Here is a 21,545-nt window from a genome sequence, read left to right as displayed (position 1 = left end):
AGTTAATCGGAGCAGCCCCAGTGTCATGCGTTCACTACTGTTTTACGCAGCATCATTGACGCCATCTGATCCAGATCATCGTCGTTGACAGGACAGGCCGCGTTTTGGGCCATACCAATATTGGCCGGGTTCCGCATTTCGGTTGCCAAGGCCTCCACTGTCACGCTGGCGCATTCTGCGGGCAGATCTGGCGATATCTGGCACTTGCGCATCAGGTTCGATAAAGCCTCTGGCAAAGCCTCGGCGCTTTCTGCTGCCCCCATCGCCTTCGCTGCGCGCGCATAGTTTTCAGCACCTTCAGGGTGTGCAACCAGCCACGGCAGGCTGGCCTCTAACGCCAGACCCGTCGCCAGCCCGTGATGGATACGCACCAAAGACCCCAAAGCGTGGCTGATATTGTGGCCCATATGCGTGTTGCAGTTGTGCAGCGCAAGACCCGCAACCATACTGGCCCAAAGAACACGTCCGCGCGCCTCAAGGTCGGTGCCGTCTGCCACGGCCCGCGGCAAGGCATCGGTTAGAATGCGAAGTGCTTCCAAACCGTAAAGCTGGCCCGCCGGGCTGGTGTTGCGCGCTGTTGCACCCTCTAATGCATGCGCAACAGCATCTATGCCGGTCCAAGCTGTGAGGGACGCCGGCAAACTCAGCGTCAGTTCAGGATCCAGCACTGCCTGCGCGAACATAAGTTCTTCGCCCCAGAACCAAGTCTTGCTGCCATTTGCCTGCGATATTACGGACGTTCTGGTCACCTCTGAACCGGTACCGGCGGTGGTCGGGATCGCTATTGCCGGGATGCCACCTGCGGGCAACGGCTGAGCCGCCAGCGCAAATTCGGCGGCAGCTCGACCGGACCGGGCTATCGCAGCCACCAGCTTGGCCGCATCCATCGCCGCACCACCGCCGAGGCCAACAACCACACCGGCCTCAATCTCGCGTGCACGCTCACTCAGACTATCCACCAACGCTTCTTTTGGCTCACCGGACACATCGGCTGCCAACTCAAAGGCAATGCCTTCGGCAGCCAACCCTTTGGTCAGCTTTTCGGTAGCCCCGATTTCAGCAAGAAAGGCGTCGCATACAATCAGCACCGGACCGCCACCCAACTCGCTGACGATTTTGGGTACTTTCGCAATCCTGCCCGCACCGAAGGTTGCCGGAGGAACCCGGCCTACGTTGAATGGTGGCATATGCATCTCCTGCCGTCTGTGTTTCCAACAGAGTGTAACGACGCACTTTCATCTGGGTAGAAAGAAACGACACAGATTTCACTGAACCGACATATTTTTTGTTCAACCAGTGTAAATGCGCATCGGAGCCTAAATGCCCGGGCCTGACCTCTGCAAAACCACGGCGGTATCTCGCTGTTTTGAAGCCATCGATTCATTTTTTAGTCCGGCTTGAGCATTACACTCTAGCCCTTAAACACCTCACCATCCTCCAACCGAGAACACGCAACCTGCCTGCCGAGTTTAATGGCTTCGTCGCAGACAAGCGCAGGAAGTAACCCAACGAGTGTGCACTTTTGGAAACGGCTCGATATCAAAAATCCGATTCGCCACCCCACCGCTGGCGCAACTTGCGCTACTCTCGGGAAAGCCTCATGATTTGCGAGGTTTGTGACAATTTTAATCACACATTGTCGAATGATCGACGCCAAGAAATCATCGCCCAGGCTATCGTCTCAGTAGCGGTCCACAGGAGTCATTTTGAACGTGCATCTACAGAATCTCATCAAACTCAGACAAGCATTCCATCGGGACCCAGAGCTTGGTTTTGATGAACACCGTACTAAGGCGGTCGTTGCTGCTCGTTTGCGCGAGTTGGGGCTCGAAGTACACGAAGGTGTCGGGGTCGTCGGCATTCTAAAAACCGGAACCGGAAACCGCGCCATCGGGTTACGGGCCGATATGGATGCCCTCCCAATCGCAGAACAAAGCACTCATGACTATGTATCCGCCAATCCCGGCGTCATGCATGCCTGTGGTCACGATGGCCATATGGCGATGCTGTTGGGGGCCGCAGAAATGCTGGTCAGTGACAAGGATTTCAACGGCACGGTCGTGTTCATCTTCCAACCAAACGAAGAACACGGGTTGGGGGCGAAAGCGATGATTGAGGAAGGGCTGCTGGAGCGGTTCCCGATTCAAGAGGTCTACGCCATCCACAATCTGCCCGGTGCCCCTGTGGGGCAGGTTTCGACCCGTCCGGGTCAAATTTGCGCCTCAGAAAGCCTGTTCGAAATTCAGATCACTGGCAGAGGCGGTCATGCGTCGATGCCGCAGATGGGGGTGGATGCGATCACAGTGGGTGCTGAAATGGTGCTGGCCCTTCAAACAATCGTCTCGCGCAAACTGGCCCCCAGTGCGGGCGCCGTGGTGTCGGTGACCGAGTTCACGACCGATGGGCAAAGAAATGTCCTGCCGGGGAACGCGGTTTTGAAAGGCGATGTTCGGGCACGGCTGCCCGAGGATCGTCAGGCCGTCGAACATTTCATGCGCCAGATCGTCGATGGTGTGGCCGCCACACATGGCGTGACGGCGACGATGCAATTCAACACGGAATTCATCGAAACGATAAACGCACCCGAACCCGTCAATGCGGTTCTGCGCGCCGCGCAGGCTGCCGAGCTTGAAGCCGATGGTCAGCGCCCACCGATGAGCTTTTCGGAAGATTTCGCCCATTTCTCTGCCGCTGTACCGGGCTGCTTTCTGTTGCTTGGCAATGGCACCGAGGGTGCGCATGGCCAACCGCTGCATGCTGCGGATTACGACTTTAACGACGCGCTTCTGCCAATCGGCGCAGCCTTCTGGGCCGCGCTGGTGCGGGATCGCCTACCTGCCAAAGAGGACAAATCGTGACCGACCTTCTTCCAAACGCCCATCTGGGCCATGTCGCAGTGACCCGCAAAATCGGTGATGCATCAGACAGAGTCCTTACCGCAGCAGATTTCGCCACAGCCCAATCCGAGATCATGGCCTGGGACAGCTATGCGCCGACACCACTTGTGTCTCTGAAAACCCTGGCCAAGCAGATCGGTGTTGGCGAGGTTTTGTACAAACATGAGGGCCCGCGCTTTGGCCTTGGCAGCTTCAAGGCCCTTGGCGGCGCCTATGCGGCCTTGCGTGTGCTGCAGCGCGAGATTTCAAAGCGCCTTGGAGCCGAGGCTAGCCTGTCGGACATCCGTCAGGGTAAATACAGCGATGAAGTGGCCAAAATCACGCTGGTTTCGGCCACCGACGGCAATCACGGACGCTCGCTTGCCTGGGGGTGTCAGCGCTTTGGCGCGCCCTGCCGCATCTATATTCACGCGGAGGTCAGCGAAGGCCGTGCCGAAGCCATGCGCGATTTGGGGGCGGACGTGATCCGGATCGCGGGCGATTATGATGAATCGGTCGTTCTGGCGAAATCCGAGGCCCACGAGAACGGGTGGTTTGTGGTCTCCGACACCTCGTGGCCCGGCTATTCCCTACCGCCGCGCGATGTCATGGCGGGCTACGGGGTGATGACTCGCGAAATCTGCGAGGCATTGGCTCAGGCACCGACCCATGTTTTCTTGCAGGGCGGTGTTGGCGGGCTTGCCGCAGGTGCCGCTGCTGCGTTGCGCCAGTATTGGAGCGTGGAATCCCCGCGCGTGATTATCGTTGAACCAGAACTGGCGGCCTGTCTGTTCGAAAGCGCGAAAGCGGGTGCCGCCACCTCTGTCGCGATCGCTGAAGAGACGATCATGGCCGGTCTGTCTTGCGGCGAACCTTCGCCTCTGGCGTGGGAGATCCTCGCCGAGGAAGCCACCGATTTCCTGACGATCCCGGAAAGCGTCGTTGCACCGGCTGTACGGCTGTTGGCGCGGCCGTTGCCCGGAGACACAGCGCTTGAAGCAGGTGAGAGCGCAGTTGCCGGTCTGGCGGCTTTGATCATGGCGCGCACGGATGACGATGTTTCGGCGCAGTTGGGTCTGGACGGCGAGTCTCGCGTGTTGCTGATCGGGTCCGAAGGTGTGACAGATCCGGCTATTTTCCAGATGATCATGGAGGGCTGCGATGCAGCCTAGCGCCCCCGAACGCGGCTTCCCCGAAGCAGAATTCGCGGCGCGCACCGCAAAAGCCCAGGACCGAATGATCCAAGACGGCCTTGCCGGTCTTCTTTTGATGACGGAACCCGAAGTCGCCTACTTTACCGGCTTCCAGACATTGTTTTGGCAAAGCCCAACGCGCCCCTGGTTTCTATTCGTCCCCGCTGCGGGCAAACCTATCGCGATCATCCCCGAGATTGGGGCAGAGCTGATGCGTCAAACCTGGCTGGATGATATCCGCACATGGAGCGCACCCTGCCCCGAAGATGATGGCATCAGCCTGCTAACCGATCTTCTTGCGCCGCTGGCAAAAGCTGGTGACAGGATCGGTGTCCTGAAAGGGCATGAGACGCAGCTGCGCATGCCTCTTGGGGATTGGGAGCGGCTGGTTGCCGCCCTGCCCGGCTTGCACATCGCCGACGCAACCCGCCTGATGCAACATCTGCGCATGGTGAAATCCGAGGCTGAGATCGAAAAACTCGCCCATATTTGCGCCATCGGCTCAGCCACCTTTGCACGGGTGCCCGAACTCGTGTCCGAGGGCATGCCGCTGGAAGATGTATTCCGCGCCTTTCGCCGTGAAGCGCTGGCACAAGGCGCAGATAACGCGCCCTATCTCGTGGGGGCAGCCGCACCTGGCGGATATGCAGATGTCATCTCGCCCCCGTCGCGCCGCCCGCTTCAGGCAGGTGATGTGATGATGCTGGATACCGGCTGTGTCTGGGATGGGTATTTCTGCGATTTTGACCGCAACTGGGCCATCGGTCACGCCGATGATGCGACCCGCCAGGCCTATGATACACTCTGGCGCGCGACCGAAGCCGGGTTGGAGGCCGCCATACCCGGAAACAACTGCAAAGATCTGTTCCGGGCCATGTCAGAGGTGATCGCTGAAATCGACCCCTCGGGCGGCGATGTTGGTCGCCTGGGACATGGGTTGGGACTGCAACTGACCGAACAACCCTCGCACGCGGCCTTCGATAAAACAGTTCTTGAAGACGGCATGGTGCTGACGCTTGAGCCGTCGCTGTCTTACGGGTCCGGGCTAATGATGGTGCACGAGGAAAACATCCTTGTCCGCAAACACGGCGCAGAGCTGTTGACCACCCGCGCACCCCAGGGCCTTATCGTGATCTAAAGATTTGCTATCTACGCGCTTCCCGACTTCAACGTCTGGGGGCGCAATCGCGCCATCACAGGATATCAAGCGATACTTTTACACGGTCCATAACAATGGAAGAGGTGAACCCGTTCACATTGGAATCGTCAAAGAAATATTCCTGCGTAAACGCCTCATATTCCTTAATGTCCGCTACAACGACGATCACAACAAAATCAGCCTCACCTGTCGTATAGTAGCATTGCTGGACCGCCGGGCTGTTTCGCATCAACCGCTTGAAGTTATCCAGATGCAAACGGCTTTCCCGAACCAATTTAACTTCGACGATAACCGTCATTTCCCGCCCAAGCTTGGGCGGCGAGAGAACCGCAATCTCTTTCTCGATTACGCCCGTTTCGCGTAGCTTTTTTAAACGTTTCTGAACGGCCGGGGTCGACAAACCGATTTCCAAACCCAAGGATTCGGCGGTTTGACGTGCGTTTTTCTGCACCAGCGCGAGCAGCTCTAAGTCTTTGTCATCCATACGATCACAATGCTCTTACTTGGCGCCACTAGCAACGCGAAACCTCACCTAACGAATAGTGTTCGACGTCAAACCTCGCCATCATTGTCTAAGATGACGACAGAATGTTTCTTGAATAAATGCTCAATCCAGCGCACCACGGAAGCCATGTTGGCAGAAACAAACCCAAAAAAATGCAGTTACGTCTTTGCATCTGAGGGACGGTTTTGTCCTGAACAAAAAGCGTGTTTCCAACTCCACCACCATGATGAATTCATATCAAAGGTTGCTTTGCGAATTGTATGCTGGCTCATGAGACATGCACGTCGCCGAACCATCTGTGGAACGATGCCAAAAAACCAAACACGCAAGGAAGCCATATATGTTTGACGAAAGGCTGTCCCGGTTTCAAACCAAACTGGCCAAGGCGGGAATCGACATCGCGCTGATCACCGATGACGACAATGTCTACTACCTGACTGGATACTATGACTATCTGCATATGGAGTTTGGCCGTCCAACCATATTGGCAGTACCAAAGGATGGTCCTTCGCTTCTGATCACACCGACGATTGATCTGAATGCGGCGAAGTATTCTGCGCATGTGGACCGGATCGCAGCCTGGAACGATGGGATGGGCGAAGAATGGCGCGCGGAACTGCCCAATGCGGTCAAAAACGCCACCAAGGTTGGGATTGAACCGGACCATATGCCGCCCATTGTACGCGCATACGTGGATGAGCTTGTCGGACCCGACCGATTGGCCAGTGCAACTCCAATCCTGACCGACATGCGAATGATCAAATCACCTTACGAACTGCAATTGGCCCGCCACGCGGGCGAGGTCGCTTCGACCATGGTGGCGGCGGGTCGTGCAGCCATTGGGGATGGGGTGCCCGAGTATGAGGTTGCGATTGCCACCTCGCAAGCAGGAACCCGCAAAGCGGCAGAACTTTTGGCGGCGCATTACGAAGACAGCGACATGTCGCCCAACATGCATTTTCTGCAGATTTTGGCCTCGGGCGATCAACTGACCAAGACACATCATCGCGCCACAAACCGTATTATGCGCCATGGTGAGCCGGTGTTTATGTGTTTCTGCGGGTTAACCAATTTCCACCGGTTCAAGGTTGGCTTTGACCGCATGTTCTGGATTGGTGAGCCGGATCCAAAACAGGTCGCAATCTATGAGGTCGCCGTCGCCAGCCAACAAGCTGCGCTGGATGCGCTCAAACCCGGTGTGACCGCAGAAACTGTGCATGCCACCTATGCCGAAGTCATTCAGGACGCCGGGTTTGAATATCCGTTTCGTTGCGGTAGGGCTACAGGTTTCAGCTTTCTTGAGGCACCGCAGCTGGTAACCGGGGACAAAACCGTCATTCAGCCCGGTATGGTCTTTGCCGTCGATGGCGCGGTTGCGACCAATGACTTTCGCGCACAGGTTGGCGATACGTTCATCGTTACCGAAACCGGCTGGGAACAGGTTACACATCACCCCAAGGCAATTGAGGAGGTCATCGTCTGATGTTTAAGACCGGAGATACTGTACACTCGATACCTCGCACGCCACTCATGGGGGGCGGTATCGCTTATCGTGGCAGCTTGGGTTTCATTTTGATGTCGACCGATCTTGCCAGCGAGGCGGATTTGAATGCGATGGCCCCCGAAGGCGTCGGCATTCATATCACCCGCCTGAAGACTGACGACTATACAACAAATGAAACTCTGGCCCGCCACATCGATCACATGGCCGACGCCGCTTCGCGCCTACAGCCCGATGTGAAACCATCCGTTATCAGCTACAGCTGCACGTCGGGGTCGATTGTTTGCCGCGAAGAGAACGTCTTTCGAGAAATCCGCAAAGGCGCGCCATATGCGCAACCGATGTGTATTGTCACTGGCGTCATGGACGCCCTGCGTGAGGTTGGTGCCAAACAGATCGTCGTTGGCACACCTTATCTGGATGACGTCAACACCGCCGAGGCCGAATATCTATTGGCCGCAGGGTTCGATGTTCTGGACATTCAAGGCCTGTGTCTTGCAACCGGTATTGAGTTCGGCAAGGTCGAGCCATCCTATTGGAAAGAATTCGCCCTAGAGATCGACCGGCCCGAAGCCGATGCAATCTTCTTGTCCTGTGGGGGTATCAGATCATTGGAAGTGGTGGATGAGATTGAACAGGCAGCAGGCAAACCAGTCATCACATCGAACCAGGCGCAATTCTGGTCCTGTCTACGCCGCGCCGGGATTATGGATAAGCTTGAGGGATTCGGACAAATCTTCGAACACCCTGGTAGGCATCTAAGCAAAACTGGCTAAGTTCTTCAAATTCCAAACACTACTCGATCTCAGATACATCGAGATTCAGCTCTTTGAAGCCGCTTCCTTCTTCAATACGAACTTGAACGCGATCCCCAACTGAAAGCTTCAGATCATCGGTATCCGGAGGCAGCCGAAACAACAGCATTGCGCGTTCCTGCGCCGTCGATCCGACCCCTCTGCCATACAAAGTTGCGCTGCCGATCTGCCGCTCATTCTCGTTTGCATCAATATGCCAGGCCTGAAGAAAACCACCCGCTTCTGGGACACGGCGCAGCCAGATCCTTAGAACCCTGTCTTTGACAGCTTTATCCGTAAGTCTAACGTCCAAGGATCCAGCCCCACCCGTTTAGTTTTTGGCATAGGTACGCAAGGAACACTGATCGTAAACCAGCGCCTCGGGCGCGACGGCCTCACCTTTGTCATCCAACGTAACAAGGTAAATCTTAAGGTCTTTTACAGTCTTTTTTCGGCCAATGAAGCGCCGCAAGCCGCGCGTGATGTCCAGCCGATACCGCGTATGTTCATATCTGAGCGGATGCTTGTATCTTTGGTCATAATCGTCGCGGACGGCCAAGGCCGGGTTACAATGACCCGGCGCACCCGGGCAGGTGCCGTGACCAAAAAAGACAAGGCGCCCTGCATAGCTTTTGTCTTTGTACCCTGTCGAAGCATCGCAACTGGCGTTGTCGACATAGGCGCGCAGCTCAAAGCTTTCGGTCGGCGGGCGCATGCGATGGAATTCAAGTTCCGCCCTGACAAACCCGGCTTTCACCGTGCCCAGCCGAACCTCGGTCACATTGCTGGCCGCCGCTGACAAAGTGGCCACTGGCGCGCTGTCTGCGGTGCCCAAAGCACCAATCGCGGCTTCAACGGAATCCTCGGAATAGATGTATCGAAGTGAGGTTTCCGCATCGATCAGATCGCGGCCCACCCGACCATCATATACAACTGTGTCCAGAACATGCTGTGGAACATTGGCCGCGGGCCACAGCGCCTGCCAATCCGCCCAAACCTTGTCGCACATCGCATGGTGCAGCCAGAAAACGGGATCGTAAGACGCGGACACTGTGCTGCCCATATCTCCAATCGAGCGGGGCAATGGCGACGATGCATCCGTGCCACCCGTTAAAACGTGGATACCGCCATGAGCCGCAAAGTTGAAGTCGGCCTGGAAGGCTTCAAAGTTTGGATTGGTCAGGTAACGCTCAACCTCATCCTCCAGCAACGGGATATTGCTGCGCAGGCGCGTCGTGTATCTGCGTGTAAAGACCTCGTCGCCGGTCAAACCCAGGGCAATGCTGCGATAGAGGCTGTGCGCGCGGGCAAGCGGATTGGGAACATCATCCCCGGCACCGTTTGTGTAGGTCGCATCATCCACCACTTTCGGCAGCCCGTTCGAGGCATGCGTCGCCGTGGCAAACTGCGTCCAATCCCAATAGGGAAGCGTAAGTTCAAGTTCGTCATCCCCGCGCTTCCATTGCAGCGCGCTGTTGAGCGCTTTTTCGAACGAATAGACATAGGACCGGTGCCAGGTCAGAAACGTGCGGTCATCGTCATGGCAAAGGTCTTGATCATAACCGTGCCCACGCGCCAGAGCGAAATACCCGCGCCGATCACCCATCGCGATGCCCGAGATTTCGTACATCGCAGCATAGGCGTCACGCAGGTCCTGGATATCTTCTTCACGCAATCTGATCAGGTCGAAACGGATCAGCGGCAACCCGGCCTGTTTTCTTAGAAAGTTCAGTTTGGCAATCGTTGTCATCTAAAAATCCCCCTTAAGGAGTGCTTCAATGCGCCCAGTATAGCATAAAACCAACGCCGATGGCGGTGGCACGCTCAAACGCTCGGCACTACTAGATGACGATTGGCAGATCTAACGCTGCTCTTTCTCATGCAGCACGCGCCCAATGATATTCATTAGCAACTGGGCCGCAAGGATTTGGGTGGAGCTGGTGGCGTCATAATCCGGTGCGACTTCAACAAGATCGAGTCCGACAATGTCGCCCCGCTTGGCCAGACCTGCCATGAGCTCTAGCACTTCGTAGTAAATGAACCCGCCATGGCTTGGTGTACCTGTACCTGGGGCGATGGATGGGTCGAAGGCATCAATGTCTATAGTCACATAATACCGCGCGCCTTCTGGAATGCGGGCCAGCATCCCATCGACCCCCATTTTGCGGAATTGCCGGACAGATTGGATGTCTGATCCCATGGCGCGGGCATCCGCATAGCCATCCTTAGCGGTGGACGACACATTGCGAATGCCGATCTGACTGAGGCCGGTGACATAGGGTTTTTCGGCGGCACGGCGCATTGGGTTTCCGTGGCCATAGCGCACCCCATGCCGTTCATCGACAAAATCCAGGTGCGCGTCGATTTGCACCACATGAATTGGTTCTTGATCATCAAAGGCATTGATGCAGGGGATATTGATCGAATGATCGCCGCCCAAGACGACCGGTAGCGCCCCCGCCTCCAGTATTTTGCGCACCCCAAACTCGATATTTGCATGGCTTTTCATTGTGTCGGTATGCACGATGTCTGCATCGCCGATATCAACAATGGTTACTTTGGCCGGATCCAGATAGGTGACATCATCTTCGTGGTCATAAGCGCCAGCATGGCCGAATGAGAACAGCGTCGACGCCTCACGGATCGCGCGTGGCCCCATCCGCGCCCCGGACCGCCATTGACAGCCAAAATCAAACGGGGCGCCAAGAACCGCAACGTCGGCGTCAATCGCGTCCCAATCCTCGACATAGGGATACTTGCCAAAGGTACAGATACCAACGAAAGGCAGGTTCAATCGGCCGGACTCGTAGCCATGGTTCGACATATGAGGGTTCTTTCTGTTCAGATCTTCAACATTTGCGAACATTAAGGCACCCGAATGCCACGCCCTGTAAAGCCTTTTGCATGGATTGAACTCACTGCCATTTCAGCTTTGGCGGACATTTTCGGCGTTGTCAGATTGCGCCAAACCCAGTGGACATAGTGAATCGCGTATGAGACAGTGAAAGCGATGGTGTCCGGCTCGGTTCGAGTCGGCTGAAAAGGGAACACGGTGCGGGTTCATACCCAATTCCGTGACTGCCCCCGCAACTGTAAGCGGCGAGCGACCCCGTTGGAAACCACTGAGCCCTAGGGTTCGGGAAGGAACGGGAAAGCGTTGACCCGCAAGTCAGGAGACCTGCCATCTACGGTGTGTGATGCCATGCGCCGCAGTCAACTTGAACCCGGGCGGGGTGCCTTGGGAACGGCAGAGACGACCGAAGGACCAAGCGTCCCCGGCACATCACCGTGACCAGCCACACTCCTCCCCTTGCGCGGAGGGCGCGATGTTATTGGAACGGACGATTATTCAACTCGATACAGGCCCCATGCCTGCGGATGAAGCACGTCAGATGGGACAGCTTGGCTATATGCAATGGATCGCGGGTGTTCCTGGCAATGCCTGCTATGAAGTAGCTGCGAGGCATGCTTACGAAACAGCTGCACCATTTAAAGATCACTCACCTGCCGTTGCAGCGTTCTGCGACTTGCTTTTGACTTCGCTGGAACAGCCGTTCAGACCTTTGCCACTTGCCACGCCAAAACGTGAAAGGCGCGGGGGTGCACAAGCCCGCCGATCTTTTCGCATGCCGCTGTGACATAGAACAGGCTGCGGGATCATCGCACATCTTTAGGCTCTTAAACGCAATCGAATACCCACCTCCGGCGACTACAAATTTTACCGGCACAACAGGTTTCATTTGCCGAGTCCGGTGTTTGCGTGGATAGTCCAGAATTGCATGCTTGCTTGCGCCCGCTGACCCACACGTAAACGCCAAAGGACATGCTATGGATCAGGTGAAATTCACGCAGATGAAGGACGGGGACAAAGAGGACTACACCTTCCTCGATACTCTGGAGCGTGAGTACTGCAAAGGAACGTCAGATCGTTTGCTCGAGGCGATGGAGAGGCTCGACAAAAGCCTGTCCGGCTATCAAGTCACACGTCTTGGCCATTCGGTGCAGTCAGCAACCCGCGCCTGGTTTGACGGGGCAGACATAGATTGGATCGTTGGCGCCTTGCTGCATGATATCGGTGACATCTATGCGCCGCATAATCACGATGAATATGCGGCCTCAATCCTCAAACCCTTCCTACGCGAACAGGTCACGTGGTGCGTGCATACCCATGGGGATTTTCAGCTTGTTTACTTCGGAGAGCACGTAGGCGCGAACCCCGAAAAACGCCAAGCTCATCGTGACAGCATCTATTTCGATGACTGTGCCGAGTTCTGTGAACGCTGGGATCAATCGAGTTTTGATCCCGCTTATCCCAGCAAACCACTGTCTTTCTTTGCAGATATGGTGCGTGAGGTGTTTGATCGCACACCCTATGATCCGGCTGTTGTTCAACCTGGCGTCCGGGTTCCGCTCACCGATGACGCCGTTGCTGAAATGCGATGGGCGTAGGATGTATTCGATCTAGTCAAATCACGGCCTGCTTTGTTCAAACATGCGGAGTTGGTAGAGGTGATTTGATACTCGTTGAGCACAAAAGCGGGCCAATCAGCACTACAAGAATCGCAGAATTCAGTTGTGACAAGCCAGTTTGTAATAAATACAGACGCCCCGCGACATCAGTTCGACGCCAGCTATCAACGCCTAAGAACAAACCTTTGCAACAGAGAAAGCTATGTTGTCCTGATCTGGATCATCAAGGCCAATCAAGGCTCTGATCAACTTATCCGCAATAGCGTCGCAACTCACTTCATGATTGCGCGTAACAACCTCTTGAATGTCCTTGTCTTCTAGAAACTGAAGCCCATCCGAAGCTGCAATGAGAACATCATCTGGCAGAAGCTTAAACGGGTCTGAAGGGCAATCGATCTTCGCGATGTCGCCACCATGTATGACAGACGTAAGCATGTTTCTATCGGGGTGATTTCGGGCCAAATCGGGATCCAACATGCCAAGTTTCGCCATCATATCGATTTGAGGCGCCATTGAATGATCCTCGTTCAGCTGTATTAGCTCGCCAGACCGCCAGAGATAGAGTGGCGAGTCCCCGACGGAAAACCAAAACGCGCGATCTTCGATGCAGATCAGTATGAGAAGAGTCGCTCCCATTCCCTTTACATTCAGATCGTTGCGGCTGGCTTCGAAAATCTGCTTATTCGCCCGTTCGGCGCTGTCATGTAAGAATGCGACGACTTCCGAATTTGATGAGTCTTTGTTCAGCCCGGCGGCCAACCAACCTTTCATCACCTCACAAACGATCAGGTTAGAGGCAACATCTCCTGCCGCGTGGCCACCCATACCATCTGCCAGAACCACGAACCCTAAGTCCGATCCGATCGGCTTTTCAGAAAGAATGGCATCTTCCTGATATTCACGAGCACCCTGGTTAAGCACGGTTGAAATATCGAAGACATCACGCAGGCGTTCCTCCGCCTGTTGAAATCTGGGCTCGTGAACTTGCATCAGAGATCTTTCAGAATGAGACACTTGAATTTCCTTCAAGGCAATGTAGGCGGCTCTTAACTATAAGAGCCGCCATAGCATTAATGCGTAAGTGGCAGATCCACCGATTGCAGTTCGCCATTCCGCGCGATGGTCAACAACGCAAGCTCTGCACCTGTATTGCTAAGCTCTTCGAACAACTGAGTAATACCGTTCTCACCCTCGATGGAAATCTGCGAAGCGGTTTCTGATACGACAATATCGCCCACGCGAACTGATTTGGCCGACGCCGGAGCACGCAATACCTTACTGATCCATTTCCCATTGCCGTTGGTGACCGTAATGAACTGAACTCCATTTGTGAGCTCAACCACCTTACCAGTTTGAAGGGTCAGGTTCTTTTCAGAAACCGGACTATCTCCTTCGGTTCTGACCCGCATATCCACCAGAATCTCACCACTTTCGGGATTAGCCTCACGTGATTGGATTGCGCGAATGATCGAGTTGTCATCCACCACCAAATGACCATTTACGGAATAGATGATCGTGCCGGATTTCAACCAATCCGTTGTCGCCTGATCAAGGTCAGATCGCACCAGCGATACCATCGAGAACCTGCCCTGCGGCTGCGATGTTGTAACGGTTGCAAACGGCAGATCCACAGCGGGACCAGTCCACGCTATCCAGTTTGAATCTGTCGTCGCTGGTTCCGAAGCAACACTCTCCACTTCTGGCTCTGCGGCTGCAGGCCGGGGTTCCGGTTCCGATTCCTGTGCCGTCGCGCCGCTGCTTTCAGGCTCTTCATCGGTGGCTGGTTGCGGAGCCGCCTGCTGGGTAGCAGCAATCGCGACCACATCCTGATCCGCTTCACCACCCTGGCTGAAATAGTACCCTGCTCCACCGACTACCCCGGCGACGATCAGCGCGATCATCAGCATAGAGTTTGAGCGTTTGCGCGGCGCTTTGCTGTTGACCGCGACCTTATCGTTGAAGTCGACCGTAGCAACCGGTTCGGGCTTCGCTTCGATCGGCATCCTTTCTTCAATCGCATCCTGCCATTCCTGAACAGATTGGAACCTGTCTTCAGGCGGGATACTCAGGGCACGATCAATCGCTCGCAAGAAACTGACAGGATAACCCTCAACCGCACCTTCAAGCGGTTCGTAGCAATCTTTGCCATTCTGAGCCAAAGCCGCCAGACGGGTCTGGCTGTCCTGCGGGGCAGCCCCTTTGATCACATGATAAAAAGTAGCCGCCAGCGCATAAAGATCGCTCGACTGATCCTGTTCCGCGCCTTGCAGATAAAACTCTTGCGGCGAATACCCTTCCTTTACGACCCTCAGCATCGACATTGCGCGGTCAGATTTGGCGGCGCTCTCACGGGCGGCACCGAAATCAATAATCATCGGTTCGCCGTCTTGGTTGATCAGGATGTTATCTGGCGAGATGTCCCGGTGCAGCATGCCTTCGCTATGAATAAAACCGACGGCTTCCAGCGTGGTGCGTAACAGCTGTTCAACCTCTTCGGGCGGTATCGTCTTACGTTCTTCGATCGTGTCCAGAAGATCTTTGCCCTCGATGAAGTCGATCGCCATATAGGCGGTCTCATTGTCTCTGAACACCTGGTGGACACCGGCAATGTTGGGATGCACAAGTTTTGACTGATTGCGCGCTTCTTTTTCGAAGGATTTCACCAGCGCTTCGTACGAGGATGTATGCGACTGGGATCGCGGGCGAACCGCGGTCTGGCTGCGACGGCAGATCGCCTCGGGGAAGCATTCCTTGATCACGATCGTGCGCTCAAGGCTGTCCTTGGCAAGGTAGGTGATGCCAAAGCCACCGCTGTTGAGAAACCGCATGATCGTGTATTGACCGGACAGCAATTTGGTACCCGGAGCAAGCTCGTCCGGGAACTGATCGTTTGTGTGGGCTGATTGTACCATAAGAAACACTTACCTTGCTGTAGCCGGATGCAGACGCGCCCGTGCTTTTTTTGCGACCGAAGCTTGAGGGAAACTGACCTCAGAAACCGCAGTTCTTTTCATTATCCACCCCATGCGCGTATCTCCGCATCAGGGCTGCTCACTTCACTCCAGACTTCGACACGGCGGTTCTTTGCGCGACCCACTGGGTTGGTATTGCATGCAACAGGGGCCATTTCCCCATAACCGCGCACTTCGATCACTGTGTTAACAGGACCATTGGCTTTCATGCTTGATGAAAGCTCCCTCAGGACCTGCTTGGCGCGGGCGAGCGAGAGCTGACGATTCTTCCCGTAGCTGCCGCCAGCATCCGCAAATCCCGCCAAGACGATTTTGTGGGGTTCGACATCGCGGATGTATTCAGCAATCCGTTCGATATCCCGTTTTGCCTTGTTGTCCAGAAACGAAGACCCGGGCGAGAAGCGGAATGTTGTCGACAGACGTGTGGTTGTCAGCTTGTCACTCACATACGAGCGGAGTTCGGACGCATTGGCCGAGACTGTCATCTCGGCAACGTCTGATTTTAGTCTGGCAAACTTCTCGTCTTCACTCTGAGCGATAACCGAAAGGCTGGTGATACCGGATTTGGACACAAACCCATCTATTCTTGGGCTGTCCAGAAATTCGACCAATGCCGTACCCACACCCGAAAGATCGCTGCCGTTGTAGACGGTCACCCGGTTCTGCAGCCCATATTCTTCGGTCTTCATTGAAAACTGGTTGGGCTGATGAATGATTCCGCATTCACTGCGCAACGGCACCGGGCGTGAGTCACGAATATTCGAAAACCGCATGACGGCGAAGCCATATGGGTCAGTTTCAATCGCTCGGGAAAGCTCTCGGTTCGAGTTTACGATGTTGCTATCGGTCAGAAAATCGCGTTCGAAGGGCGAAAGGATAAGCCCATCGACCCTGTGAAACGCTTCTGAATTTTGTGGTAACGTGTAGACGTTGATCTTGTGATCGGGCCCACCAAACTGAGTCCAATTTACAATCTCACCCGACAGAATTTGCGATATCTGCTCGATTGTCAGGGACAACAGATCGTTCTCAGGATTGACAGTAGCCGTATAGCCATCAACCGCCAGAACATGTTCCTGCTGAAATGAGGTCAGCTCGCCCAGACCACTTTTTCTGGCCTGCGTATAGTTTTGAGGCGAGACCGGTTCTTCGCTAACGATCAGATCGCTTTCGCGCGTCATCAAGGATTCAAAGAGGTTCTGACCCGAAGCCTCTTTCACAAGAATGCTATGAACTGGGCTGGCCTCTTCATCCATGATCAGAATGTCGAAAGCCTCAGATCCGATCGCGCCAGAGACTGTATCGTCTTGCCCAAACGCATGTTGTTCACCCAGGGGAACACCTTGCAGATCAAAAACATCCGAGAAGAGTTCCTGTTCAGCGGCAAACCCTTCGGCAAGCAACGGAAGAAGGATGTCTGCCAAACCGGCGCCACCAGCCACAACGAGATCGGTGTCTGTTGGCAGGCTTGCTGGGCAAGCCGCGCCACTGCAGTGAAACTCTGCTGTATTGAGGGATAGAACCCCGACATTCGATCGTACGATGAACTTGCCGGGTTGGATCGTAACCAGCTCGCCAGTCACTGACCTAGAGCCGTCTTTCGCGGTCAACGTTACTTCCTGCGCAAGCCCCGAAGACGCGATACCAACAAAGGCTATTGCTGCAGCATATTTTGACCAACTTTTCATACTCGCCTCGAACCCTGAAGAAACTACACCTGTGACGCGCAAGCCGCGACGTGATTGCCGCGGCTTGCTTTTTCTCACCTTAACCGGCGATCCATACTTCGACGCGACGGTTGATCGCGCGGCCACGTGGGCTGTCATTGCAGGCGACAGGCTCAAGTTCGCCATAACCAGCTGCCTTCAGGGTGATCCCTTCCAGTTCGCCACCAGTGGCAACCTCGACCAGATGGTCCAACGCAGCCTGAGCACGTTCCTGTGAAATCAGCAGGTTCGAGTCGAATGGGCCCTTGTTGTCAGTAAACCCGACGATCACAACTTCGCTCGGCTTGGTTTCGGCCAGATAGTTCACCATACGCATCAGGTCGCGTTCAGCTTTGTTGTCGAAACGCTTCGATCCCGGAGCAAAACGGAACGTTGTCGACAGGCGCGCGTGGGTGTTCATGTTTTTCAGCAGGTCTTCGACAAGCTCTGCCTCATACTCATTCTCACCCTCTTCCAGCTCGGCGACCAGACGTTCTGCGGCGCGCTCCTGGCTGTCCGAAGTGATCGACAGGTCGATATAGCCCGCTTTAGCGACAAGGCCGTCCAGGCTGCCATCATCCAGGAAATCAACCAGTTCGCGGGCATAGCCGTCGATATCCGAGCGGTTATAGGCCACGACACGTTCCTGCAGATAGTATTCCTCGGTCTTCAGGTTGAAGAGGCTTGGGTCCTGAACAATCCCGCAGGTTGTGCGCAGCGGAACTGCCCGTGCATCGCGCTTGGAGGCGTAGTTGACGATACCGAAGCCGGCCACATCTTCCATGATCGCGGTGGTCAATTCCGTGCGGTCGTGCACAATGCTCGACTCGTTCGTCAGTGTCTTATCGGACTTCTTGAACAGAAGCTTTTCGATGTGATGATACGCTTCGGTATCAGGGTCGAACGAGTAGACATGGATGGGTGCATCCGAACCGCCAACTTCAGACCAGTTCACGATATCACCGGACATGATGTCACGAGCCTGCTTGACGCTCAGATCGGGGATCTGGTTCAGCGGGTTCACAATCATTGCAAAACCGTCCACCGCGATAACACGCTCCTGATCAAAGTCGCGCAGATTGCCGCCACTGCTTTCAGACACAATCGAGCGATCAGCCTTACGTGCAGAGGTTTCGCTAAAGATGATCGAGGCATCTTTCTTGGCAAGACGCTCGAACAGGCGTGCACCATTGGCTGTATGGATGCCGAATGTGGCAACATCATCGCCTTCCAGATCGGTCAGCAGCAATGCAAAATCATGCTCCTCGCCGTATTTGTGGTCGCCCACATCAACGGTCTCGGTATCGACCGGCTCTCCGTTCTCGTCATAAAGCTGGGCCTCTGCTTCCAGAGCGGCAGCGGCATATCCTTCTGCGATGATCGGAACAAGAACCTCTGCGATTTCATCTGGGGCGGAGATTTCGAGGTCGTAGACATAGGTCTGCTCGGTCGGACAAGCCTCACCTTCGCAGGTCACCAAGTCCTGATTGATCACAAACTCGCCGATATCCGTTTCGACCAGATACTTCCCGTCTTTTGACGACAGAAGATTGCCGATCACGTCGATATTGCTGTCCTTCCCGACCAGGCGAACCTCTTGTGCAAATGACGCGGTGGTGACAGCGCCTGAGATGATCGATGCGGCAACACAAAGCCGCGTGAATGGTGAATTTAACATTTTAACTCCTCGAGTTAGCACTCATTTAGTATTTTTCCGATGCATGTTTTAGGCATCAAAGTAGTCGCAATTTGGCTTTGCTACGAGTTCCGTTCAGGTGCTGTAGTTTGGGGCCAAATCACGTGAGACATGGGTTAGCGTTCAGGAATCCAGCTTGATGGCCTCTTCATAGAGAAGCGCGGCCTTTTCGGACTCAATCTCAAGCACATCCATCTCGGCACAGAAGTGAGCTACGTCATCGACGTTTGGCACGTCTACGCTGTCAAGTTGCTCGACAACCGGCTGCAGTTTTGCCCAATGGGTCTGAACTTCGGTCAAGGCCTCAAGCGCCGCGTTGCTTGGCGGTTTGGCCATCGTGATCGAACTGCTTCCACCTTCAATCAGAACGTCGACAATCTTGCCGAACTTCTTGGCGTTCTTCTTGAATTTCTTGTGGTGCTCTTCGGTGTCCTGACCTGCTGCTGCCAGCGCGATTTCCTTGCAGATCTTCTGTGTCAGCATTCTCTGACGTCCTGCAAAGTCCAGTGCCAATGCCAGTGCCAGATCGATATCCACGTCGCCATAGGCCTCTTCCAGCTTACGAACGACTTCGTGGCAGGTTTTTTCCAGAACCTCATCATTGCCGACAATTAGGTGTAGATGCTCATCATCCACCTTTCCTGCCTCGATAATCTCTTCGATCGCCTTGCGGTAAGGCATCCAAAGCTTTTCGACCTCTTTCAGCGCGTTGTTCACGGAAACAAACCGCTCACGGTCAACGCCCGAAGATCCCTTACCCTCGCGAAAGCCCAACAGAATGTCGTCAAACTCATCATGGGCTTCTTGCAGTTCAGCCAGATCCTTTTCGACTTCGGCACCCAGGCTTAGCAGTACAACTGCCTTCGCAACCTTCTCTGTCAAGAAACTCAGCTTGTCTGCGGCCAGTATCCGATGCGCAACCTGCCCGGCCGCCATTGCCAGCGCACGCCCGCCGACCGGCACCATAGCGACACAGGCCGCCAACGATGCGCTATTAAGAAATACTCGTCGGTTCATTTTCATAGTGGCTAACCTTACCTTTTCTCACTTTTTACCCACCGATTGTGTTAACAATGGCGAGAAATTGAGCTGTATTGTGGTTGGCCCAAGAAAAGTTTGTGTTGTTTTCTTGACTTACCTTAAGATCGAACTAAGCATTGAAATCATTCAATATTTCTTGCTATCGCTATCAATTTGATACGCAAAAAGAAGAAGAGCACTCCACATTTATGCGAAACGCTCTGCTTTAAGGAGAGTTTACTTTAGATCAACTCAATCTTCTTGCCAGTCGAACTCATCATCGCAAAATGCGGTAAAGCGCATTGTGGTGTCACTGATGCGAATATCGTCACCACTCGACAATGGAACCGTGCTAAGCACAGGCCCCGAATTTAGGCGAACCAAATTCGCTTTACCCCCATGACCCAAATAGCACTTTCGGGCTTCTGGGTCATAAGCGATCACTGCATGATTACTGCGAGAGATACCGTTGTCGCCAAAATCGAGTTGGATGGCTTGATCGTCATTCCGACCGATCTGCATCAATCCACCTGTGAGCATCACACTTGTTCCACGACCGGGGCCTTTGGTCACAACCAACCAACCGACCGGATAAGCTTCGTGTTGTTGGGAATTGTTTTTCACAGGCTCCGCGGTTTTTAGAATATCTTCGATCGGATCCGCCTGGTTCCCAAAGCCCAGGAAAGTTGTTTTGACCCGCCGGCCGCGTTTAGCATTCGAAGCATCAGCTTCAGGGGCGTCGTCGTTTTCTCCGGGTCCCGGATGAGGATCGGGCATCGGAGCCGGTTCAACTAGCTGAGGCGCTGGGGCATCGAGAGCATTTTCCACATTGGGCGTATTCAGCGCCTCCAGTCTTTCCGCAAACGCCAGAGATGCAATCGCATCCGATCCGGCCAACTGAATTTCGGATTGAAGGGCCGCTTCCACCTCGGGCGTTTCAGGTTCTGTAGGTTCAGTCGTCAATTCTGAATCTTCGGCAACGATGACACCACTATCGACCGTTTCGTCTTCAGCGACGCTGGGCATATTGGTTCCATCAAGAATACGGCTGAGCGGGCTTTTGTATTTGAACATCTGTTTCACCATCTAACTTTTCACAACTTTTGAGCCAATCCTATGATGGCCAAACGCGCATGGACGTTGGAACAAGACTCGCATCAGGTCCAAGTTCAGACGAGTTAGCGAGCACGCAACCACCCCAGAATCCGGCGCCAACCCAAAGAATCCTTTCAATGTGCCCAAAGTTTGTTTTCTTCCTGCCTTCATTGGGGAATTGGTTAAGATAGAAAAAGCGGCCCGAAATCACCGTTTTCGCCCATGGAGCGGGTGAGCAGACTGAATGGGAACGGTCTGCATTCTCACTTTTGTGAGTTCGGCATGACAGACGACCTGCCCTCTTATGTTTCGCCCCCAGCAGAGCTTTAAGCGCTACTGAAGCATTGCGAGTTTGAGGTGTTTCAAATGCGGGATCGTCGCCCACAATCAGCAAAAGAACTGCACTATTGGCGAAACTATTTTGACCAAATACGTGGTGTCACTTTCGAATCTCAGTTGCGAGTTCTCTAGGTTCTGGACCCATTAATTTGGTTGCCGTCATCTCGGCTGCGTGATTCAAACCCCTGAGTTTCAGGGGTATAACATGAGTAATCTATT

18 protein-coding genes and 1 riboswitch are annotated in these 21,545 nt (G+C 54.5%); of the genes, 7 read left to right on the top strand and 11 right to left on the bottom strand.

The features are described from left to right. Positions 1-23 precede the first annotated feature (23 nt). Positions 24-1,187: an iron-containing alcohol dehydrogenase gene (locus ACR0JE_RS18035; RefSeq protein ID WP_480865153.1), complete on the bottom strand. Its 1,164-nt coding sequence runs from the start codon at positions 1,185-1,187 to the stop codon at positions 24-26. A 519-nt stretch (positions 1,188-1,706) separates the two neighbouring features. Here ACR0JE_RS18035 and ACR0JE_RS18030 point away from each other — a divergent pair. From ACR0JE_RS18030 to ACR0JE_RS18020, 3 genes are read left to right on the top strand one after another with little or no spacing between them, the layout of a single operon-like run. Then, entirely contained in the window at positions 1,707-2,858 is a 1,152-nt protein-coding gene (locus ACR0JE_RS18030) for an amidohydrolase (protein ID WP_480865152.1), read from the top strand. Continuing rightward, a complete protein-coding gene (locus ACR0JE_RS18025; RefSeq protein ID WP_480865151.1) occupies positions 2,855-4,048 on the top strand; it encodes a diaminopropionate ammonia-lyase in 1,194 nt (397 codons plus the stop codon). Before ACR0JE_RS18030 ends, ACR0JE_RS18025 begins: the two co-directional genes overlap by 4 nt. After that, the gene (locus ACR0JE_RS18020; protein WP_480865150.1) at positions 4,038-5,207 is read left to right on the top strand and encodes a M24 family metallopeptidase; all 1,170 of its coding nucleotides are present in this window, start codon (positions 4,038-4,040) and stop codon (positions 5,205-5,207) included. The genes ACR0JE_RS18025 and ACR0JE_RS18020 overlap by 11 nt, the downstream gene beginning before the upstream one ends. Positions 5,208-5,262: 55 nt before the next feature. On the opposite strand, the gene ACR0JE_RS18015 is transcribed toward ACR0JE_RS18020, so the two are convergent. Next, positions 5,263-5,712, bottom strand: coding sequence for an Lrp/AsnC family transcriptional regulator (locus ACR0JE_RS18015; RefSeq protein ID WP_480865149.1), 450 nt, complete (start codon positions 5,710-5,712; stop codon positions 5,263-5,265). Between the two features lie 361 nt (positions 5,713-6,073). On the opposite strand from ACR0JE_RS18015, the gene ACR0JE_RS18010 reads away from it, so the two are divergent. Next, on the top strand, positions 6,074-7,216 hold the full coding sequence (locus ACR0JE_RS18010) for a M24 family metallopeptidase (RefSeq protein ID WP_480865148.1): 1,143 nt from the start codon (positions 6,074-6,076) through the stop codon (positions 7,214-7,216). Then, the gene (locus tag ACR0JE_RS18005; protein WP_480865147.1) at positions 7,216-8,010 is read left to right on the top strand and encodes a maleate cis-trans isomerase family protein; all 795 of its coding nucleotides are present in this window, start codon (positions 7,216-7,218) and stop codon (positions 8,008-8,010) included. Before ACR0JE_RS18010 ends, ACR0JE_RS18005 begins: the two co-directional genes overlap by 1 nt. A 19-nt stretch (positions 8,011-8,029) precedes the next feature. Here the strand turns inward: ACR0JE_RS18005 and ACR0JE_RS18000 are convergent, their stop codons facing one another. The 3 genes from ACR0JE_RS18000 to speB all read right to left on the bottom strand — a co-directional run bounded on the left by ACR0JE_RS18000 (position 8,030) and on the right by speB (position 10,852). Then, a complete protein-coding gene (locus ACR0JE_RS18000) occupies positions 8,030-8,341 on the bottom strand; it encodes a hypothetical protein (RefSeq protein WP_480865146.1) in 312 nt (103 codons plus the stop codon). 18 nt (positions 8,342-8,359) lie between these two features. Next, complete coding sequence (locus ACR0JE_RS17995; protein WP_480865145.1) at positions 8,360-9,778, bottom strand: tyrosinase family protein; 1,419 nt, start codon at positions 9,776-9,778, stop codon at positions 8,360-8,362. Between the two features lie 111 nt (positions 9,779-9,889). Beyond that, the gene (gene speB / locus ACR0JE_RS17990; RefSeq protein ID WP_480865181.1) at positions 9,890-10,852 is read right to left on the bottom strand and encodes an agmatinase; all 963 of its coding nucleotides are present in this window, start codon (positions 10,850-10,852) and stop codon (positions 9,890-9,892) included. A 170-nt stretch (positions 10,853-11,022) separates the two neighbouring features. Continuing rightward, positions 11,023-11,228: riboswitch (cobalamin riboswitch) on the top strand. Positions 11,229-11,354: 126 nt separating this feature from the next. Between speB and ACR0JE_RS17985 the strand changes: the two genes are divergently transcribed. Both ACR0JE_RS17985 and ACR0JE_RS17980 read left to right on the top strand, forming a co-directional pair. Next, positions 11,355-11,666: a hypothetical protein gene (locus ACR0JE_RS17985; RefSeq protein WP_480865144.1), complete on the top strand. Its 312-nt coding sequence runs from the start codon at positions 11,355-11,357 to the stop codon at positions 11,664-11,666. A 190-nt stretch (positions 11,667-11,856) separates the two neighbouring features. Continuing rightward, a complete protein-coding gene (locus tag ACR0JE_RS17980) occupies positions 11,857-12,477 on the top strand; it encodes an HD domain-containing protein (protein WP_480865143.1) in 621 nt (206 codons plus the stop codon). A 192-nt stretch (positions 12,478-12,669) separates the two neighbouring features. On the opposite strand, the gene ACR0JE_RS17975 is transcribed toward ACR0JE_RS17980, so the two are convergent. The 6 genes from ACR0JE_RS17975 to ACR0JE_RS17950 all read right to left on the bottom strand — a co-directional run bounded on the left by ACR0JE_RS17975 (position 12,670) and on the right by ACR0JE_RS17950 (position 20,966). Then, positions 12,670-13,488: a PP2C family protein-serine/threonine phosphatase gene (locus ACR0JE_RS17975; RefSeq protein ID WP_480865142.1), complete on the bottom strand. Its 819-nt coding sequence runs from the start codon at positions 13,486-13,488 to the stop codon at positions 12,670-12,672. An 80-nt stretch (positions 13,489-13,568) separates the two neighbouring features. Continuing rightward, on the bottom strand, positions 13,569-15,410 hold the full coding sequence (locus tag ACR0JE_RS17970; protein WP_480865141.1) for a serine/threonine protein kinase: 1,842 nt from the start codon (positions 15,408-15,410) through the stop codon (positions 13,569-13,571). Between the two features lie 101 nt (positions 15,411-15,511). Then, positions 15,512-17,158: a phosphate ABC transporter substrate-binding/OmpA family protein gene (locus ACR0JE_RS17965; RefSeq protein WP_480865140.1), complete on the bottom strand. Its 1,647-nt coding sequence runs from the start codon at positions 17,156-17,158 to the stop codon at positions 15,512-15,514. A 79-nt stretch (positions 17,159-17,237) separates the two neighbouring features. Continuing rightward, positions 17,238-18,854 (bottom strand): phosphate ABC transporter substrate-binding/OmpA family protein, encoded by a 1,617-nt coding sequence (locus ACR0JE_RS17960; RefSeq protein ID WP_480544574.1) that lies wholly within the window; start codon positions 18,852-18,854, stop codon positions 17,238-17,240. Between the two features lie 141 nt (positions 18,855-18,995). Then, positions 18,996-19,895, bottom strand: a complete 900-nt coding sequence (locus ACR0JE_RS17955) for a type IV pili methyl-accepting chemotaxis transducer N-terminal domain-containing protein (protein WP_480827271.1) — start codon at positions 19,893-19,895, stop codon at positions 18,996-18,998. Between the two features lie 249 nt (positions 19,896-20,144). Further along, positions 20,145-20,966 carry an FHA domain-containing protein gene (locus ACR0JE_RS17950; RefSeq protein ID WP_480865139.1) on the bottom strand — a complete coding sequence of 274 codons (822 nt, stop codon included), beginning with the start codon at positions 20,964-20,966 and terminating at the stop codon, positions 20,145-20,147. Between the last annotated feature and the right edge of the window lie 579 nt (positions 20,967-21,545).

The organism is Ruegeria sp. H3 (assembly GCF_056533095.1).
The sequence above is the reverse complement of the archived record's forward strand: the minus strand, read 5'-3'. Positions and strand labels throughout refer to the sequence as shown.